We start from the raw sequence: 16,927 nt of genomic DNA on the forward strand, positions 1-16,927 counted from the left end.
GGGCTGCTGAGCAGCCCATCGCCGGCAGCGGCTACAGGGTATGGAGGCTTACTCTTTGTGGTACGAGCTAATGCGCGCCACTTCTTCTTTCGAGCCCAGGAACACCGCTACACGCTGGTGCAGGCCTTCTGGCTGAATGTCGAGAATGCGCTGGTGGCCGTCAGTAGAAGCGCCGCCCGCCTGCTCAACAAGGAACGACATCGGGTTGGCTTCGTACATCAAACGCAGTTTGCCCGGCTTGGATGGCTCGCGGCTATCGCGCGGGTACATGAACAGGCCACCGCGAGTCAGAATACGGTGTACGTCGGCAACCATCGCCGCGACCCAGCGCATGTTGAAATTCTTTTTCAACGGGCCTTCTTCGCCTGCCAGCAGTTCGTCGACGTAGCGCTGTACCGGGGCTTCCCAGTGACGCTGGTTGGACATGTTGATGGCGAATTCCTGGGTGGCGTCAGGAATGGTGATGTCTTCGTGAGTCAGTACGAAGCTGCCCATTTCACGGTCCAGGGTGAAGCCTTTGACGCCGTCGCCCAAGGTCAGTACCAGCATGGTCTGAGGGCCGTAGATGGCGTAACCGGCAGCTACCTGTTGGGTCCCTGGCTGCAGGAAAGCCTTTTCATTCAACGGCTCGTTCTGGGTCAGGTATTCGTTCGGGCAACGCAGCACCGAGAAGATCGTACCGACAGGCGCATTGATATCGATGTTCGACGAACCGTCCAGCGGGTCGAATACCAGCAGGTAGGCACCTTTCGGGTATTTGCCCGGGATCTGGTAGGCATTGTCCATTTCTTCGGACGCCATGCCGGCCAGGTGACCGCCCCATTCGTTGGCTTCGAGCAGGATTTCGTTGGAAATCACGTCGAGCTTCTTCTGCACTTCACCTTGTACGTTTTCGGTGCCCATGCTGCCCAGAACACCACCCAGGGCGCCTTTGGACACGGCGTGGCTGATCTCTTTGCAAGCACGCGCCACCACTTCGATGAGGAAACGCAAATCAGCAGGCGTGTTGTTGCTGCGGGTCTGCTCGATCAAATAGCGACTCAGGGTAACGCGGGACATGTAAGGCTCCGAACAAGGGGGAGAGGGCGAAAAACCCGCGCAGTTTAACGCGTGTTGTCGTGCAAATCTTCTAGTCAGACGCAGATCCGGCCGAGCGGGTTCAGTTAACGGGTGAAATAAACCGCCCGGGGCTGCCGAATAACGGCATATGCCCCAGTCGTTTGAGGCGGGCAGAAGGTCTATTCAAGGGCCTTCCAGATTTCGGTCGCGTACTCCCGGATCGTCCGGTCCGACGAAAACCAGCCCATGCGTGCCGTATTCAATACTGCCATGCGCCACCAGGCATCCTTGTCGTGCCAGAGCGCCTCGACCCGCATCTGAGCGTCCCAGTACGCATCAAAGTCAGCGCACACCAAAAACCGGTCATATTCGATCAGCGAGTCGATCAACCCGGTGTAACGTGCGGGATCGTCGTATGAGAACACGCCACCGCGGATGGCCTGCAGCACTTCATCGAGCCGTTGCGAAGCCGCAATGTCAGGCCCGGCATGGAATTCACCGCTGCGCTTGCGCGCTTCGACCTGACGCGAAGTCAGACCAAAAATGAACATGTTCTCAGCCCCTACCCGCTCGCACATTTCGACGTTGGCGCCATCAAGCGTGCCGATGGTCAAGGCACCGTTCAGACCGAACTTCATGTTGCTGGTACCTGAAGCCTCGTAGCCGGCGGTAGAAATCTGCTCGGACAAATCCGCTGCCGGGATGATGCTTTCCGCCAGGCTGACGTTGTAGTTGGGGATAAACACCACTTTGAGCAGACCCCGTACCGTTGGGTCGTTGTTCACGATCCGGGCGATGTCGTTGGACAGTTTGATGATCAGCTTGGCCTGGTGGTAACTGGCGGCGGCCTTGCCAGCGAAGATTTTCACCCGCGGCACCCAGTTGGTTCCCGGCTCGGCCCGAATCGCCTGATACAACGCCACGGTGTGCAAGAGGTTGAGCAACTGGCGCTTGTACTCATGGATGCGTTTGACCTGCACATCAAACAGGGCTTCCGGATTGACCGTGATCCCCAGCCGTTCCTGAATCAGCGCCGCCAGGGTGCATTTGCTCTTCAGGCGTTGCTCGGCGAACTGGATGCGGAACTGTGGCTGCTCGGCAAAAGGTTCCAGTTCGATCAGTTTTTGCTCGGGCCGATCGAGGACTTCCTTGCCGAGCGCCTTGACCAGCATCGAGGTCAGGGCCGGATTGGCCTGGTACAGCCAGCGGCGAAAGGTAATGCCGTTGGTCTTGTTGTTGATCCGGTTCGGGTAGAGCGCATGCAGTTCGGAAAAGACCGTGCTGCGCATCAATTGCGTGTGCAGCCCGGACACACCGTTGACGCTGTGGGAGCCCAAAAACGCCAGGTTGCCCATGCGAACCCGGCGACCGTGGTCTTCTTCGATCAGCGACACCGCACGCAGCACGTCGAAATCGTGGATCCCCTTGGCCCGCAACGCATCGATATGGTGTGCGTTTATCAAATAAATAATCTGCATGTGCCGCGGCAACAGACGCTCCATCAGCCCTACCGGCCATGTCTCAAGGGCTTCGGGAAGCAAAGTGTGATTGGTGTACGACAAGGTATCGACGGTGACCTTCCAGGCTTCTTCCCATGCAATGCCATGCTCATCGACCAGCACCCGCATCAGTTCCGCGACCGCAATCGACGGATGCGTGTCGTTCAGTTGAATCGACACATGCTCGCCCAGGCTGAGCAATGAATCGTGCTGGTTAAGATGACGCCGGATCAGGTCCTGTAACGAGGCCGAGACAAAGAAGTATTCCTGGCGCAGCCGCAGCTCCTGCCCCGCATCATTGCTGTCTGCCGGGTACAGCACCCGCGAAATGCTTTCTGCACGGACCACCTCGGCGACAGCACCCAAGTGATCACCGGCATTGAAACGCTCCAGGTGCAGATCGTGCAGCGCCCTCGCCCGCCACAAACGCAAGGTGTTGACACTGACCCCGCGCCAGCCGACAACCGGCGTGTCATAGGCCACGGCCCGCACGGTTTCACCGGGCCACCAGGTCTGGTGCGGCTCGTCGTGCTCGTCCAGCCGGGTTTCAACCGCCCCACCGAAGCCGACGTCGTACACCACCTCTGCGCGCTCAAACTCCCAGGGGTTGCCGAAATCCAGCCAGTTCTCGGTTTGCTCCTGTTGCCAGCCATCGACAATGCTCTGCCGGAACAACCCGTGCTCATAGCGAATGCCGTAACCATGAGCAGCAACTCCCAGACTCGACATGCTTTCCATGAAACACGCAGCCAATCGACCCAGGCCACCGTTGCCAAGGGCCGCATCAGGCTCCAGCAGGCGAATGCGCTCCAGGTCGACCCCAAGCTCGGCCATGGCCTCACGCGCCACATCCAGCAGCCCCAGGTTGCTCAGGCTGTCGTACAGCAACCGCCCGATCAGAAACTCCAGCGAGAGGTAATACACCCGCTTCTGGCCTTTGCGATAAATCTGCCGCGTGTGGTCCATCCAGTGCTCGACCATATGGTCGCGGGCAGCCAGTGCAATGGCTTCAAACCAGTCATGGTCAAACGCGTGATCCGGGTCCTTACCCACCGCGTAAGTCAGTTTGGCGAGGACGGCAGCGCGAAAAGCGGCCACCTGTGCGTCACAAACAAGCGGTTCCTGAGCCATCGATACAACCTCAGCGAGATGAAGCGATTCGAAGAAAGAATGGGTTCAGACTAGACCGTTCGACCGACAGGACGTGCTTTGATTCGGGTTTTTTTTGCTGATATGCGCAATAAAACTGACCGAATGCACACCGCCCCAAAACGAGGCAGGCCGACCGCAAAGCGCCTCAAAACATGGCCTTGAGAGAAAATCCGGCAAATGGTTGTTCACGCGTTCACCAACCCCGGTATGATCGCGCGCCCTGATGCACGCTGGAATATAAGCCTGATGAAGTCCAACCTGATTGCCGCCGCGGAAATCGACCGTCTCGATACCTGGGCCAAATACTCCGCGCCCATGTGCGGCTCCTGCATTTCCAGCTGCTGCACCTTGCCGGTCGAGGTCAAGGTCAAGGACCTTGTCCGCATCGGCCTCGTCGATGAGTTCGAGCTGGGTGACCCGCCCAAGAACATCGCCAAGCGCCTGCAGAAAGAAGGGATCGTAGAGCGCTTCAACCAGAAGTCGGGGATTTTCACCCTGCAGCGCATGAGCAATAACGACTGCCTGTTTCTGGATCGAAAATCGCGCATGTGCACCATCTACGAAAAGCGCCCCGACACGTGCCGCAACCACCCGCGAGTAGGCCCACGCCCTGGCTATTGCGCGTACATCCCCAAGGCCGTTGAACGTAAAAACAGCAGCGAGAAGCTGATGGTGTTCTAACCCTCGGCCCTGTAGCCGCTGCCGCAGGCTGCGATACGAGTTCGCAACGCCGCTGCGCGGCCCATCGCAGCCTGCGGCAGCGGCTACAGAGCAAATCCCGGACACAAAAAAACGCCCCCGACCGCAAGGTCGGGGGCGTTTTTGTAACCGCTAACTAAGTGACTTAGTTTTTGGCTTTTTTGGCAGCGCGGGTACGCTCGCCTTCGTCCAGGATCTTCTTACGAAGACGGATGGACTTAGGTGTCACTTCACACAGCTCGTCGTCCTGGATGAATTCCAGAGCTTGTTCCAGGGTGAATTTCACCGGTGGAACCAGAGCGATGGTTTCGTCTTTACCCGAAGCACGCATGTTGTCGAGCTTCTTGCCCTTGGTAGGGTTAACGCCCATGTCGGTGTCACGGCTGTTCAGACCAACGATCTGACCGTTGTAGACTTCTTGACCGTGTTCAACGAACAGCTTGCCACGCGCCTGAAGAGTTTCCAGGGAGTAGGTCAGCGCCTTGCCAGTCTCAACCGATACCAGAACGCCGTTCTGACGGCCGGACATGTGGCCCGACTTCATAACGTCGTAACGATCGAAGATCGAGGTCAGGATGCCAGCACCGTTGGTCAGGGTCAGGAACTGGTTACGGAAACCGATCAGACCACGAGCAGGGATGTTGTATTCCAGACGAACACGGCCTTTGCCATCCGGCACCATGTTGGTCAGGTCGCCCTTACGCAGGCCCATCTCTTCCATCACCTTGCCCTGAGAATCTTCAGGGGTGTCGATGGTTACGTTCTCGAACGGTTCGTGCTTCACGCCGTCAACAAGACGGATGATCACTTCAGGACGACCAACGCCCATTTCGAAGCCTTCGCGACGCATGGTTTCGATCAGAACCGAAAGGTGCAGTTCGCCACGGCCGGAAACCTTGAACTTGTCAGCCGAGTCGCCTTCTTCAACGCGCAGTGCAACGTTGTACAGCAGCTCTTTGTCCAGACGTTCCTTGATGTTACGGGAAGTCACGAACTTGCCTTCTTTACCGCAGAAAGGCGAGTCGTTTACCTGGAAGGTCATGGAAACGGTTGGCTCGTCAACGGTCAACGGCTTCATCGCTTCAACGTTCAGCGGATCACACAGGGTGTCGGAGATGAACAGCGAATCCATACCGCTGATGCAAACGATGTCGCCTGCCGAAGCTTCTTCAACGTCTACACGGTGCAGACCGTGGTGACCCATCAGCTTCAGGATACGACCGTTGCGTTTTTTGCCGTCAGCGTCGATGGCAACAACCGGAGTGTTCGGCTTGACGCGACCACGAGCGATACGGCCAACGCCGATAATGCCCAGGAAGCTGTTGTAGTCCAGTGCCGAGATTTGCATCTGGAACGGACCGTCACGGTCAACTTTTGGTGCCGGTACGTTGTCGACGATCGACTGGTACAGCGGGGTCATGTCTTCAGCCATGTCGGTGTGGTCAAGACCAGCAATACCGTTCAGGGCGGAGGCGTAAACCACTTTGAAGTCCAGCTGTTCTTCGGTAGCACCCAGGTTGTCGAACAGGTCGAAGATCTGATCCAGAACCCAGTCCGGACGCGCGCCTGGACGGTCAACCTTGTTGATGACCACGATTGGACGCAGGCCGGCTTCGAAAGCCTTCTTGGTCACGAAACGGGTTTGCGGCATAGGGCCGTCTTGAGCGTCAACCAGCAGCAGAACGGAGTCAACCATCGACATTACGCGTTCAACTTCGCCGCCGAAGTCGGCGTGGCCCGGGGTGTCCACGATGTTGATGTGGTAGCCGTTCCAGTTGATAGCGGTGTTCTTGGCAAGAATGGTAATGCCGCGCTCTTTTTCCTGGTCGTTGGAGTCCATCACGCGCTCGTCGTTGAGCTCGTTGCGCTCCAGAGTGCCGGATTGACGCAAGAGTTTGTCTACCAGGGTAGTTTTACCGTGGTCAACGTGAGCAATGATGGCGATGTTACGTAGATTTTCGATCACTTGTGTATCTCGATCAGAGGATTCGGTGTGCTGACTGAGTCCAGGCAGCGATTAACAGTAGAGTCCGTAAAAGCCGTTACAGCTTGACGGCGGCGTCGGGGGGCCGGTGACGCAGGCCACAGGCATACAGCCCCGGGCTCTTAGCTCGGTCGATAAACGCGCACATTGGCATGTCCCTCACTGAGCAAATGGTGGGCATGCAGGCGACTCATCACGCCTTTGTCGCAATACAACAGGTACTGACGGGTATCATCCAGTTCCTTGAAGCGGCTGTTCAGTGCATAGAACGGCAACGCTTGTACTTCGATGCCAGCCAGTTCCAGCGGTTGATCTTCCTGAGCATCCGGGTGACGGATGTCGATCACGATCTGACCCGCGAGCACCTCGCTGACCTCTTCGACTTGCAAGTCCTGGCCCAACTCATCGATCACACGATCGATCGGCACCAGTTTGGCCCGCTCAAGCGCTCGCTCAAGCACGGCCATATCGAACTGTTGTTCTTCGTACTCCACGCGGTTGCGTTTTGCGTGGGTCTTGGGGTTAACCGAAATCACCCCGCAATATTCAGGCATGTGCTTGGCGAAATCGGCCGTACCGATTTGCACCGCCTGGTCGATGATGTCCTGCTTATGGCTGGCAATCAGTGGGCGCAACACCAGTTTGTCGGTCACGCAATCAATCACCGACAGGTTGGGCAGCGTCTGGCTGGACACCTGGGAAATCGCCTCGCCGGTCACCAGCGCATCGATTTCGAGCCGGTCCGCAATACGGGACGCAGCGCGTAACATCATACGCTTCAAAATGACGCCCATATGACTGTTATCGACTTTGCCGAGAATTTCCCCCAAAACTTCTTCGAACGGAACGCTGACAAACAGCACGCGCTGCGAGCTGCCGTACTTCTTCCATATATAGTGCGCGACTTCCATCACGCCCAGTTCGTGGGCACGCCCGCCGAGGTTGAAGAAGCAAAAGTGGCTCATCAGGCCGCGGCGCATGATCTGGTAGGCCGCTACCGTCGAGTCGAAGCCGCCGGACATCAACACCAGGGTCTGCTCAAGCGCCCCCAGTGGATAACCGCCGATGCTGTCGTGCTGGCTGTGGATCACAAACAACCGTTGGTCGCGAATTTCGATACGGACTTCAATTTCCGGGTTTTTCAGCGAAATTCCGGCGGCACCACACTGACGCCGCAGCTGGCTGCCGACGTATTTTTCGACTTCCATGGACGAAAACGGGTGCTTGCCAGCGCGCTTGCAGCGCACCGAAAAGACTTTACCCGCCAACGTTTCACCGAAGTGCAATTTGCACTTGGCAACGACGTCGTCGAAATCGCCCAAAGGGTACTCATCGACTTGCAGGAAATGCGCGATGCCCGGCATGCAGCTCAGGCGATCAGTCATTTCCTTCAAGGCTTTGGGGTCACTCACGCGCGTTTGCAGCTCGATGTTGTCCCACACGCCTGTCACCACCACAGCCGGGTCCAGATCGCGGAGCACGGCACGGATGTTTTTGGCCAATTGACGGACGAAACGCATCCGAACCGGACGGCTCTTGATCGTGATTTCGGGGAAGACTTTAACGATTAGTTTCATGAAAACAGCGCGCGAGCAGCCTGCCAAAAAAGGGGGGCGCGGATTATAGCGGAAATTGCTCAAGGTTTAACCAGTTATCGTACAAACGGTTTTTCGCGCACCAAAATAGAACATAAAGCGTGGATTTCGCCTCATTTGGGTGCGATTAATCCCGCTAATAGGTAGTCTGCGGCGCTAACGCGCTTGAGATTGGGGCATTCCGCCCAAGTCGGGGCACTGGCATGCAATTTGCTCCCTTGTGAGGCAGGTCGCCTTGGCAGAGTATTCGCGCCGGCATCAACCACATTTAACGGGCTACTCCACTACCAGCCCGAAGCCACCCCGGAGGACACTATGTCGAAGTCGGTTCAACTCATCAAAGATCATGACGTCAAGTGGATTGATCTGCGCTTCACTGACACCAAAGGCACTCAGCACCACGTAACCATGCCGGCTCGTGATGCGCTCGATGAAAACTTCTTCACCGACGGCAAAATGTTCGACGGCTCCTCCATTGCTGGCTGGAAAGGCATCGAAGCGTCCGACATGATCCTGCTGCCAGACGACAGCACTGCCGTTCTGGACCCGTTCACCGAACAGCCTACGCTGATCCTGGTGTGCGACATCATCGAACCTTCGACCATGCAAGGCTATGACCGCGACCCACGCGCCATCGCTACCCGTGCCGAGGAATACCTGAAGTCCACCGGTATCGGCGACACCGTATTCGTCGGTCCAGAACCTGAGTTCTTCATCTTCGACCAAGTGAAGTTCAAGTCCGACATCTCCGGCTCCATGTTCAAGATCTACTCCGAACAAGGCTCCTGGATGTCCGACCAGGACGTGGAAGGCGGCAACAAAGGCCACCGTCCAGGCGTCAAAGGCGGCTACTTCCCGGTTCCGCCGTTCGACCATGACCACGAAATCCGTACCTCCATGTGCAACGCCATGGAAGAGATGGGCCTGGTCATCGAAGTTCACCACCACGAAGTGGCAACGGCTGGCCAGAACGAAATCGGCGTGCAGTTCAACACCCTGGTGAAAAAGGCTGACGAAGTTCAGACCCTGAAATACTGCGTACACAACGTGGCAGACGCTTACGGCCGTACCGCTACTTTCATGCCTAAGCCTCTGTACGGCGACAACGGCTCGGGCATGCACGTCCACATGTCCATCTCCAAGGAAGGCAAGAACACCTTCGCTGGCGAAGGCTATGCCGGCCTGTCCGACACCGCTCTGTACTTCATCGGCGGCATCATCAAGCACGGTAAGGCCCTGAACGGCTTCACCAACCCGGCTACCAACTCCTACAAGCGTCTGGTACCAGGTTTCGAAGCACCGGTCATGCTGGCCTACTCGGCTCGCAACCGTTCCGCATCGATCCGTATTCCTTACGTGTCCAGCCCTAAGGCGCGCCGTATCGAAGCACGCTTCCCGGATCCGGCAGCCAACCCGTACCTGTGCTTCGCAGCACTGATGATGGCTGGTCTGGACGGTATCCAGAACAAGATCCACCCTGGCGACGCTGCTGACAAAAACCTGTACGACCTGCCGCCTGAAGAGGCGAAAGAGATCCCACAAGTTTGCGGCAGCCTGAAAGAAGCCCTGGAAGAGCTGGACAAAGGTCGTGCGTTCCTGACCAAAGGCGGCGTTTTCAGCGACGATTTCATCGACGCCTACATCGCCCTGAAAAGCGAAGAAGAAATCCAGGTACGTACCTTCGTACACCCACTGGAATACGAGCTGTACTACAGCTGCTGATCCAGTAGCGTTCGCGCAAGCGACGTGATTTAAAAAGGCTTCCTTCGGGAGGCCTTTTTTATGGGCGGCCTGGCGGTATTCAAGGCGAGCCAGGGTGGATGCTCCTGGCAATCCGCACGTGTGAGCCCGACTGAAACCTTTCATCCAATTTGCACTATATTGGTGCAATCACTGCTTAAATATTATCTGACCACCCCACTTTGGTTCAAAACGTCTCGATGACGGGGCTGCGACGCCATTAAATCGGGCTCAAGGCGCCTATTTCAGGTGATTCGCGCTTCTTTTCGGAGCTTTGGTTTGGTTTTTGCATTTTCCTTGCACCAGCGCCTCACTCGCGCATGCAATCCGGGATCGTCCCATGACCATCAGTGATGCCCTGCACCGTCTGTTACTCGACAACCTGACCACCGCCACGCTTTTGCTCAATGCCGACTTGCGGCTTGAGTACATGAACCCTGCGGCGGAAATGCTGCTGGCCATTAGCGGTCAACGCAGTCATGGGCAATTCATCAGCGAGCTGTTCACTGAGTCCACCGAAGCACTGCACTCATTGCGCCAGGCTGTTGAGCAGGCCCACCCGTTTACCAAGCGCGAGGCCATGCTGACTTCGCTCACCGGCCAATCCCTTACAGTGGATTACGCCGTAACGCCGATCCTGAGCAATGGCAACACCCTGTTGCTGCTCGAGGTTCACCCCCGCGACCGACTGCTGCGCATCACCAAGGAAGAGGCCCAACTGTCCAAGCAGGAAACCAGCAAGATGCTGGTGCGCGGCCTGGCCCACGAAATCAAAAACCCGTTGGGTGGCATTCGCGGCGCGGCGCAGCTGCTGGCGCGGCAGTTGCCCGACGAAAGCCTGCGCGACTACACCAATGTCATCATCGAAGAAGCCGACCGCCTGCGTAACCTGGTCGATCGCATGCTGGGCTCAAATAAACTGCCTTCGCTGGCCATGACCAATGTTCACGAAGTCCTCGAGCGCGTGTGCAATCTGGTTGAAGCCGAGACGCAAGGCAGCATCACGCTGGTGCGTGACTACGACCCGAGCCTGCCCGACTTGCTGATCGACCGTGAGCAGATGATTCAGGCCGTGCTCAATATCGTGCGTAACGCCATGCAGGCCATCAGCAGCCAGAACGAGCTGCGCCTGGGACGCATCACGCTGCGCACCCGCGCCATGCGCCAGTTCACCATTGGCCATATTCGTCATCGATTGGTGACGAAAATAGAAATCATCGATAACGGGCCAGGCATACCGGCCGAGCTGCAGGACACCCTGTTTTTTCCGATGGTCAGCGGCCGCCCTGACGGCACCGGGCTGGGCCTTGCCATCACCCAAAACATCATTAGTCAGCACCAGGGGTTGATCGAGTGTGAAAGCCACGCCGGCCACACACTCTTCTCGATCTTTCTACCACTGGAACAAGGAGCCGCATCGACATGAGCCGAAGTGAAACCGTGTGGATCGTCGACGACGACCGTTCAATCCGTTGGGTTCTGGAAAAAGCCTTGCAGCAGGAAGGCATGACCACACAAAGCTTCGACAGCGCCGATGGAGTGATGAGCCGCCTGGCTCGCCAGCAGCCTGACGTGATCATTTCTGACATTCGCATGCCCGGCTCCAGCGGCCTGGACTTGCTGGCCAAGATTCGCGAGCAGCACCCGCGCCTGCCGGTGATCATCATGACCGCCCACTCGGACCTGGACAGCGCGGTGGCGTCTTACCAGGGCGGCGCATTCGAATACCTGCCCAAGCCGTTCGATGTCGATGAAGCGGTGTCACTGGTCAAGCGTGCCAATCAGCATGCCCAGGAACAACAAGGCCTGGATGTGACACCGATACTCGCCCGCACGCCCGAAATCATCGGTGAAGCCCCGGCGATGCAAGAGGTGTTTCGTGCCATTGGCCGCCTGAGCCACTCCAACATCACCGTGCTGATCAATGGCGAGTCAGGCACCGGTAAAGAGCTGGTCGCCCACGCTCTGCACCGCCACAGCCCGCGTGCGGCATCACCGTTCATTGCCTTGAACATGGCGGCGATCCCAAAGGACCTGATGGAGTCCGAGCTGTTCGGCCATGAAAAGGGCGCGTTCACTGGCGCCGCCAACTTGCGTCGCGGCCGTTTCGAGCAAGCCGATGGCGGGACGTTGTTCCTGGATGAAATCGGCGACATGCCCGCTGACACCCAGACCCGTCTGCTGCGGGTACTGGCCGATGGTGAGTTCTATCGGGTCGGTGGGCACACCCCGGTCAAGGTCGATGTGCGCATCATTGCCGCCACGCACCAGAACCTCGAAACCCTGGTGCAGGCCGGCAAGTTCCGTGAAGACTTGTTCCATCGCCTGAACGTGATCCGCATCCATATCCCGCGTCTGTCGGACCGTCGTGAAGACATCCCGACCTTGACCCGGCACTTCCTCAGCAGCGCTGCACAAGAACTGTCCGTCGAGCCCAAACTGTTAAAAACCGAGACCGAGCAGTATCTGAAGAACCTGCCGTGGCCGGGCAACGTGCGTCAGCTGGAAAACACCTGCCGCTGGATTACGGTGATGGCTTCGGGCCGTGAAGTGCACATCAGTGACTTGCCACCCGAACTGTTGAACCTGCAACAGGACGCGTCTCCCATTACAAACTGGGAACAAGCCCTTCGCCAATGGGCCGACCAGGCCCTTGGCCGTGGCCAGTCGAATCTGCTCGACAGCGCCGTACCTACCTTTGAGCGGATCATGATCGAGACAGCCCTCAAGCACACCGCAGGCCGACGCCGTGATGCGGCCGTGCTGCTGGGCTGGGGCCGCAACACCTTGACCCGCAAGATCAAAGAGCTGGGAATGAAGATTGATGGCGACGAGGATGAGAGCGACGAGGCTTAAGGCAGACGCACCACGCTCAAGCAACACGCACTATTAGCGTGCGAAGCTCTAGAACAGTACTTTCAGCCAAGTTATGACCCTAAACCCAAAAGCCCCGGAATCCGGGGCTTTTGCGTATGAGTGATAAAAAATCCGTCAAAAATCAAAAACTGGCACGTGCCCTGCAATAACCCTTATCAGGCAACACCGCTTTAGGGGACCTTGATACAGGCAGGTCAAGACTCCCCACTTTTACACCCGCAGCCTTGATGCCTCTTGCATCAAGGCGCACCCCGCTTTTGGGGAACCCGGTACAGGCAGGCCGGAATTCCCTCTTTTATTGTTCTTGCAGGTTCACCTGCAACCGCCAGCGCCCATCCTGCGGCGCGCCGGCCCAGTCGCCCCGCAAGGCACGGGCCGCCACCACCGTCAGCAGCAACCCGCCATCAGTCCCCCGAACCCGCCAGTTCAGCGCCTTGCCGTTAAGCTGGAACTGACCGTGTTGCGGCTTGGCCCGTGCATCAAACAACAGCCCCAATGTGCCGTCGACCCACTCACCATGGAGCTTGGGCTCAGCACTGAACCACACCACCAAAGCCCCCGGCAGCACCTCCACTTGTTGCAGTTCAATAGGCTCGGGTTGGGTCAATCGCCCGATCATCATGCCCACCATCAGACCGACAATCGCCAGCGAACCTAAAACACGTGGCCATAGTTTCGGTCTCGGGTCCTCTTCAGGCGTAGAATGCTGCCTATCTTTAAGTTCGGAGCCGTGCATGTTTCACGTCATCCTTTTCCAACCAGAAATTCCGCCGAATACCGGCAACGTTATCAGGCTGTGCGCCAACAGCGGCTGCCACCTGCATTTGATTGAGCCCATCGGCTTTGAGCTTGACGACAAGCGCTTGCGCCGGGCGGGACTCGACTACCACGAGTATGCACCGCTCAAGCGCCATGCCGACCTTGCCAGCTGCCTTGAAAGCCTCGGCCACCCGCGTCTGTTCGCCTTCACGACCAAAGGCTCGCGACCGTTCCACGATGCCGCCTTTGCCGAAGGTGACGCTTTTATCTTCGGCCCCGAAAGCCGTGGTCTGCCGCCTGAGGTGCTCGACGCCCTCCCCGGTGAACAACGCCTGCGCCTGCCGATGCGCGAAGGCTGCCGCAGCCTGAACCTGTCGAACACCGTGGCTGTCGCCGTGTATGAGGGCTGGCGCCAACTGGGCTTCAAGTAACCTCTCCTTTTGTAGTCACTGCCGCAGGCTGCAACTACAGAAGAGCGCGACTTACGCCCGCCCAAAAAAAAAGCGCCTTGACGGCGCTTTTTTTGTGCATCGACTATTTATTGAACAGTCGGTGCGCCTTCTTCCTGCATGCGCTGCAGCTCTTGCGCGTACAGGGCATCGAAGTTCACCGGGGCCAGCATCAACGCAGGGAACGAGCCGCGGGTGACCAGGCTGTCCAGGGTTTCACGGGCATACGGGAACAGGATGTTCGGGCAGAATGCGCCCAGGGTGTGGTTCATCGACGCTGGATCAAGGTTCTTGATCAGGAAGATGCCGGCCTGCTGAACTTCAGCAATGAACGCCACTTCGTCACCGTTTTTAACGGTAACCGACAAAGTCAGAACCACTTCGTGGAAGTCATCTTCCAGTGGCTTTTGACGGGTGTTGAGGTCCAGGCCAACGCTCGGTTCCCACTGCTGACGGAAGATCGCCGGGCTTTTTGGCGCTTCGAACGACAGGTCACGCACATAGATGCGCTGCAAGGAGAATTGTGGAGCATTTTCTTCAGCGCTGGCGGCAGCGGTGTTCTGTTGGTCAGTCATCACAGATCCTTGTTGATCTTCAGGGCTTTTAAGGTTTCAGAGTCAGACGTTAAGCAACGCATCCAGTTTACCTGCGCGATCCAGAGCAAACAGGTCATCGCACCCCCCGACATGGAACGAACCGATCCAGATCTGCGGGACCGACGTGCGGCCTGCTTTCTGCGCCATGTCAGCGCGTACCTGGGGCTTGCCGTCGACTTTTATTTCATCGAAGGCAACACCCTTTTGCTCTAGCAGAGCCTTGGCTCGCATGCAGTAAGGGCAATAGTCGCTGGAGTAAACGATGACCTTGGACATACTTACTTCACCACTGGCAGGTTATCGGCGCGCCAGCTGGAAATCCCGCCGGACAACTTGGCCGCGTTGTGACCAGCCTTGAGCAGCTCGCGAGCGTGGCCACCCGAGTGCTGGCCTTGAGCGTCAACCAGAATAATGGTTTTGCCCTTGTGCTTGTCCAGCTCGGCGATGCGCGCCATCAGCTTGTCTTGCGGGATGTTCAACGCACCCACAATGTGGCCGGCGGCGAAGTCTTTGGCCGGACGAATATCAATCACCACACCTTCGTCGCGATTGACCAGGCCGGTCAGTTCGCCGGTGCTGATGCTACGACCGCCACGGCTCATCTCATGGGCGATCAACATCGCCAGGAGGATGACAAACGCGCCTACAAGCAGGTAGTGAGAAGTGGCAAATGCAATCAGGTGCTCAACCATCAGAAGGTTCCAGGGTCGTAAAATGTGGGCCAGTATACACAGCCGCCTTGGTCGGCCAAACCCCGCCCGGCGGTGACGTCACCTGAACTTCGCTTTAAACTGCCCGTCCTCTTCATACCTTCTATTAAACCAGCCACGAGTGGGATCTATGACTACCACGCCTAAACCTTTGGTCCTGATCATCCTGGATGGCTTCGGTCACAGTGAAAGCCACGAATACAACGCCGTGTATGCGGCCAAGAAACCGGTGCTCGATCGTCTTTGCGCGAGCATGCCAAACGGCCTGATCTCAGGTTCAGGCATGGATGTCGGCTTGCCGGACGGCCAGATGGGTAACTCCGAGGTAGGCCACATGAACCTCGGCGCCGGCCGCGTGGTGTATCAGGATTTTACCCGCGTCACTAAATCGATCCGTGATGGCGAATTCTTCGAGAACCCGACCATTTGCGCAGCAGTCGACAAGGCCGTCGCTGCAGGCAAAGCCGTGCACATCATGGGTTTGCTGTCTGAAGGAGGCGTTCACAGCCACCAGGACCACCTCGTGGCCATGGCCGAGCTGGCCTTCAAGCGCGGTGCCGAAAAAATCTACCTGCACGCCTTCCTCGATGGCCGTGACACACCGCCAAAAAGCGCCGCCTCATCCATCGAATTGCTGGACGCAGCCTTCCAGGCCCTGGGCAAAGGTCGTATCGCCAGCCTGATTGGCCGCTACTTTGCGATGGACCGTGACAACCGCTGGGACCGCGTAGCCCAGGCCTACAACCTGATCGTCGACGGCAAAGGGGAATTCAACGCCGCCACAGCTCAGGAAGGCCTCGAAGCCGCCTATGCCCGTGGCGAAAGCGACGAATTCGTCAAGGCCACCACCATTGGCGAACCGGTGAAGGTCGAGGACGGCGATGCCGTGGTCTTCATGAACTTCCGTGCCGACCGCGCCCGCGAGCTGAGCCGCGTCTTTGTAGAAGACGGCTTCAACGAATTCGAACGCGCCCGGCAACCGAAGCTGGCCGGCTTTGTGATGCTGACCCAATACGCCGCCAGCATCCCGGCCCCGAGCGCCTTCGCACCCGGCAGCCTGGAAAACGTCCTTGGCGATTATCTGGCCAAAAACGGCAAAACCCAGCTGCGCATTGCCGAAACCGAAAAATATGCCCACGTGACGTTCTTCTTCTCGGGCGGACGTGAAGAACCGTTCCCGGGCGAAGAGCGCATCCTGGTGCCTTCGCCGAAGGTCGCCACTTACGACCTGCAGCCTGAAATGAGCGCCCCCGAAGTCACCGACAAGATTGTCGATGCCATCGAGCACCAGCGCTATGACGTGATCGTAGTCAACTACGCCAACGGCGACATGGTCGGCCACAGCGGTGTCTTCGATGCAGCCGTCAAGGCCGTTGAGTGCCTGGACGCCTGCGTGGGGCGCATTGTTGAAGCGCTGGACAAAGTCGGCGGCGAAGCCCTGATCACCGCTGACCACGGCAACGTCGAACAAATGTCCGACGACACCACCGGCCAGGCACATACGGCACACACCTGTGAGCCCGTACCGTTCATCTATGTTGGCAAACGTGCGCTCAAGGTCCGTGAAGGCGGTGTACTGGCTGACGTAGCGCCGACCATGCTCAAATTGCTTGAACTCCCACAGCCTGAAGAAATGACCGGCACATCCATTCTGGTCGACGCTTAAGGCCTGTCTTGTAGCCGCTGCCGCCAGGCTGCGCAGCAGTCCCCGGGCATAAAGGGCCTTTGGCCCTTTATCACAGCCTGCGGCAGCGGCTACAGGATTGCGTGGTTCATGAAGCCACAATTTCACCTTCATCCATTTCTCA

Annotated in this window: 14 protein-coding genes; 6 read left to right on the forward strand and 8 right to left on the reverse strand. The window is 57.8% G+C overall.

What is annotated here, in order from left to right; translation table 11 throughout:
• Positions 1–48: 48 nt before the first annotated feature.
• Both DQN55_RS21030 and DQN55_RS21035 read right to left on the reverse strand, forming a co-directional pair.
• Entirely contained in the window at positions 49–1,059 is a 1,011-nt protein-coding gene (locus tag DQN55_RS21030) for a class 1 fructose-bisphosphatase (protein ID WP_048383988.1), read from the reverse strand.
• Positions 1,060–1,238: 179 nt separating this feature from the next.
• On the reverse strand, positions 1,239–3,689 hold the full coding sequence (locus DQN55_RS21035; protein ID WP_048383987.1) for a glycogen/starch/alpha-glucan phosphorylase: 2,451 nt from the start codon (positions 3,687–3,689) through the stop codon (positions 1,239–1,241).
• A gap of 264 nt (positions 3,690–3,953) precedes the next feature.
• Here DQN55_RS21035 and DQN55_RS21040 point away from each other — a divergent pair, with 264 nt between their 5' ends.
• Positions 3,954–4,391, forward strand: coding sequence for a YkgJ family cysteine cluster protein (locus DQN55_RS21040; RefSeq protein ID WP_048384039.1), 438 nt, complete (start codon positions 3,954–3,956; stop codon positions 4,389–4,391).
• A gap of 163 nt (positions 4,392–4,554) precedes the next feature.
• Here the strand turns inward: DQN55_RS21040 and typA are convergent, their stop codons facing one another.
• Entirely contained in the window at positions 4,555–6,375 is a 1,821-nt protein-coding gene (typA, locus tag DQN55_RS21045) for a translational GTPase TypA (RefSeq protein WP_048383986.1), read from the reverse strand.
• A 140-nt stretch (positions 6,376–6,515) separates the two neighbouring features.
• Complete coding sequence (thiI, locus tag DQN55_RS21050; RefSeq protein ID WP_048383985.1) at positions 6,516–7,970, reverse strand: tRNA uracil 4-sulfurtransferase ThiI; 1,455 nt, start codon at positions 7,968–7,970, stop codon at positions 6,516–6,518.
• A 333-nt stretch (positions 7,971–8,303) separates the two neighbouring features.
• On the opposite strand from thiI, the gene glnA reads away from it, so the two are divergent.
• From glnA to ntrC, 3 genes are all read left to right on the forward strand, one after another.
• Positions 8,304–9,710 carry a glutamate--ammonia ligase gene (glnA, locus tag DQN55_RS21060; protein WP_048383983.1) on the forward strand — a complete coding sequence of 469 codons (1,407 nt, stop codon included), beginning with the start codon at positions 8,304–8,306 and terminating at the stop codon, positions 9,708–9,710.
• Positions 9,711–10,068: 358 nt separating this feature from the next.
• Positions 10,069–11,154 carry a nitrogen regulation protein NR(II) gene (gene glnL / locus DQN55_RS21065; RefSeq protein WP_048383981.1) on the forward strand — a complete coding sequence of 362 codons (1,086 nt, stop codon included), beginning with the start codon at positions 10,069–10,071 and terminating at the stop codon, positions 11,152–11,154.
• Positions 11,151–12,584, forward strand: a complete 1,434-nt coding sequence (gene ntrC / locus DQN55_RS21070; protein ID WP_048383979.1) for a nitrogen regulation protein NR(I) — start codon at positions 11,151–11,153, stop codon at positions 12,582–12,584. Before glnL ends, ntrC begins: the two co-directional genes overlap by 4 nt.
• A gap of 316 nt (positions 12,585–12,900) precedes the next feature.
• Here ntrC and DQN55_RS21075 read toward each other — a convergent pair whose 3' ends face one another.
• On the reverse strand, positions 12,901–13,341 hold the full coding sequence (locus tag DQN55_RS21075; RefSeq protein ID WP_048383977.1) for a hypothetical protein: 441 nt from the start codon (positions 13,339–13,341) through the stop codon (positions 12,901–12,903).
• On the opposite strand from DQN55_RS21075, the gene DQN55_RS21080 reads away from it, so the two are divergent.
• Positions 13,340–13,795 carry a tRNA (cytidine(34)-2'-O)-methyltransferase gene (locus tag DQN55_RS21080; RefSeq protein ID WP_048383975.1) on the forward strand — a complete coding sequence of 152 codons (456 nt, stop codon included), beginning with the start codon at positions 13,340–13,342 and terminating at the stop codon, positions 13,793–13,795. The two genes, DQN55_RS21075 and DQN55_RS21080, sit on opposite strands and share 2 nt — an antisense overlap.
• 107 nt (positions 13,796–13,902) lie before the next feature.
• Here the strand turns inward: DQN55_RS21080 and secB are convergent, their stop codons facing one another.
• Genes secB through DQN55_RS21095 form a run of 3 tightly spaced genes read right to left on the reverse strand, consistent with a single transcriptional unit; the run spans position 13,903 to position 15,101 of the window.
• A complete protein-coding gene (secB, locus tag DQN55_RS21085; RefSeq protein ID WP_048383973.1) occupies positions 13,903–14,388 on the reverse strand; it encodes a protein-export chaperone SecB in 486 nt (161 codons plus the stop codon).
• Between the two features lie 42 nt (positions 14,389–14,430).
• Positions 14,431–14,685, reverse strand: a complete 255-nt coding sequence (grxC, locus tag DQN55_RS21090) for a glutaredoxin 3 (RefSeq protein ID WP_048383971.1) — start codon at positions 14,683–14,685, stop codon at positions 14,431–14,433.
• 2 nt (positions 14,686–14,687) lie between these two features.
• A complete protein-coding gene (locus DQN55_RS21095; protein WP_048383969.1) occupies positions 14,688–15,101 on the reverse strand; it encodes a rhodanese-like domain-containing protein in 414 nt (137 codons plus the stop codon).
• Between the two features lie 148 nt (positions 15,102–15,249).
• Between DQN55_RS21095 and gpmI the strand changes: the two genes are divergently transcribed.
• Positions 15,250–16,785, forward strand: coding sequence for a 2,3-bisphosphoglycerate-independent phosphoglycerate mutase (gene gpmI / locus DQN55_RS21100; RefSeq protein WP_048383968.1), 1,536 nt, complete (start codon positions 15,250–15,252; stop codon positions 16,783–16,785).
• Positions 16,786–16,927: the final 142 nt, after the last annotated feature.

The organism is Pseudomonas taetrolens, assembly GCF_900475285.1.
Taxonomy (GTDB): Bacteria; Pseudomonadota; Gammaproteobacteria; order Pseudomonadales; family Pseudomonadaceae; genus Aquipseudomonas; species Aquipseudomonas taetrolens.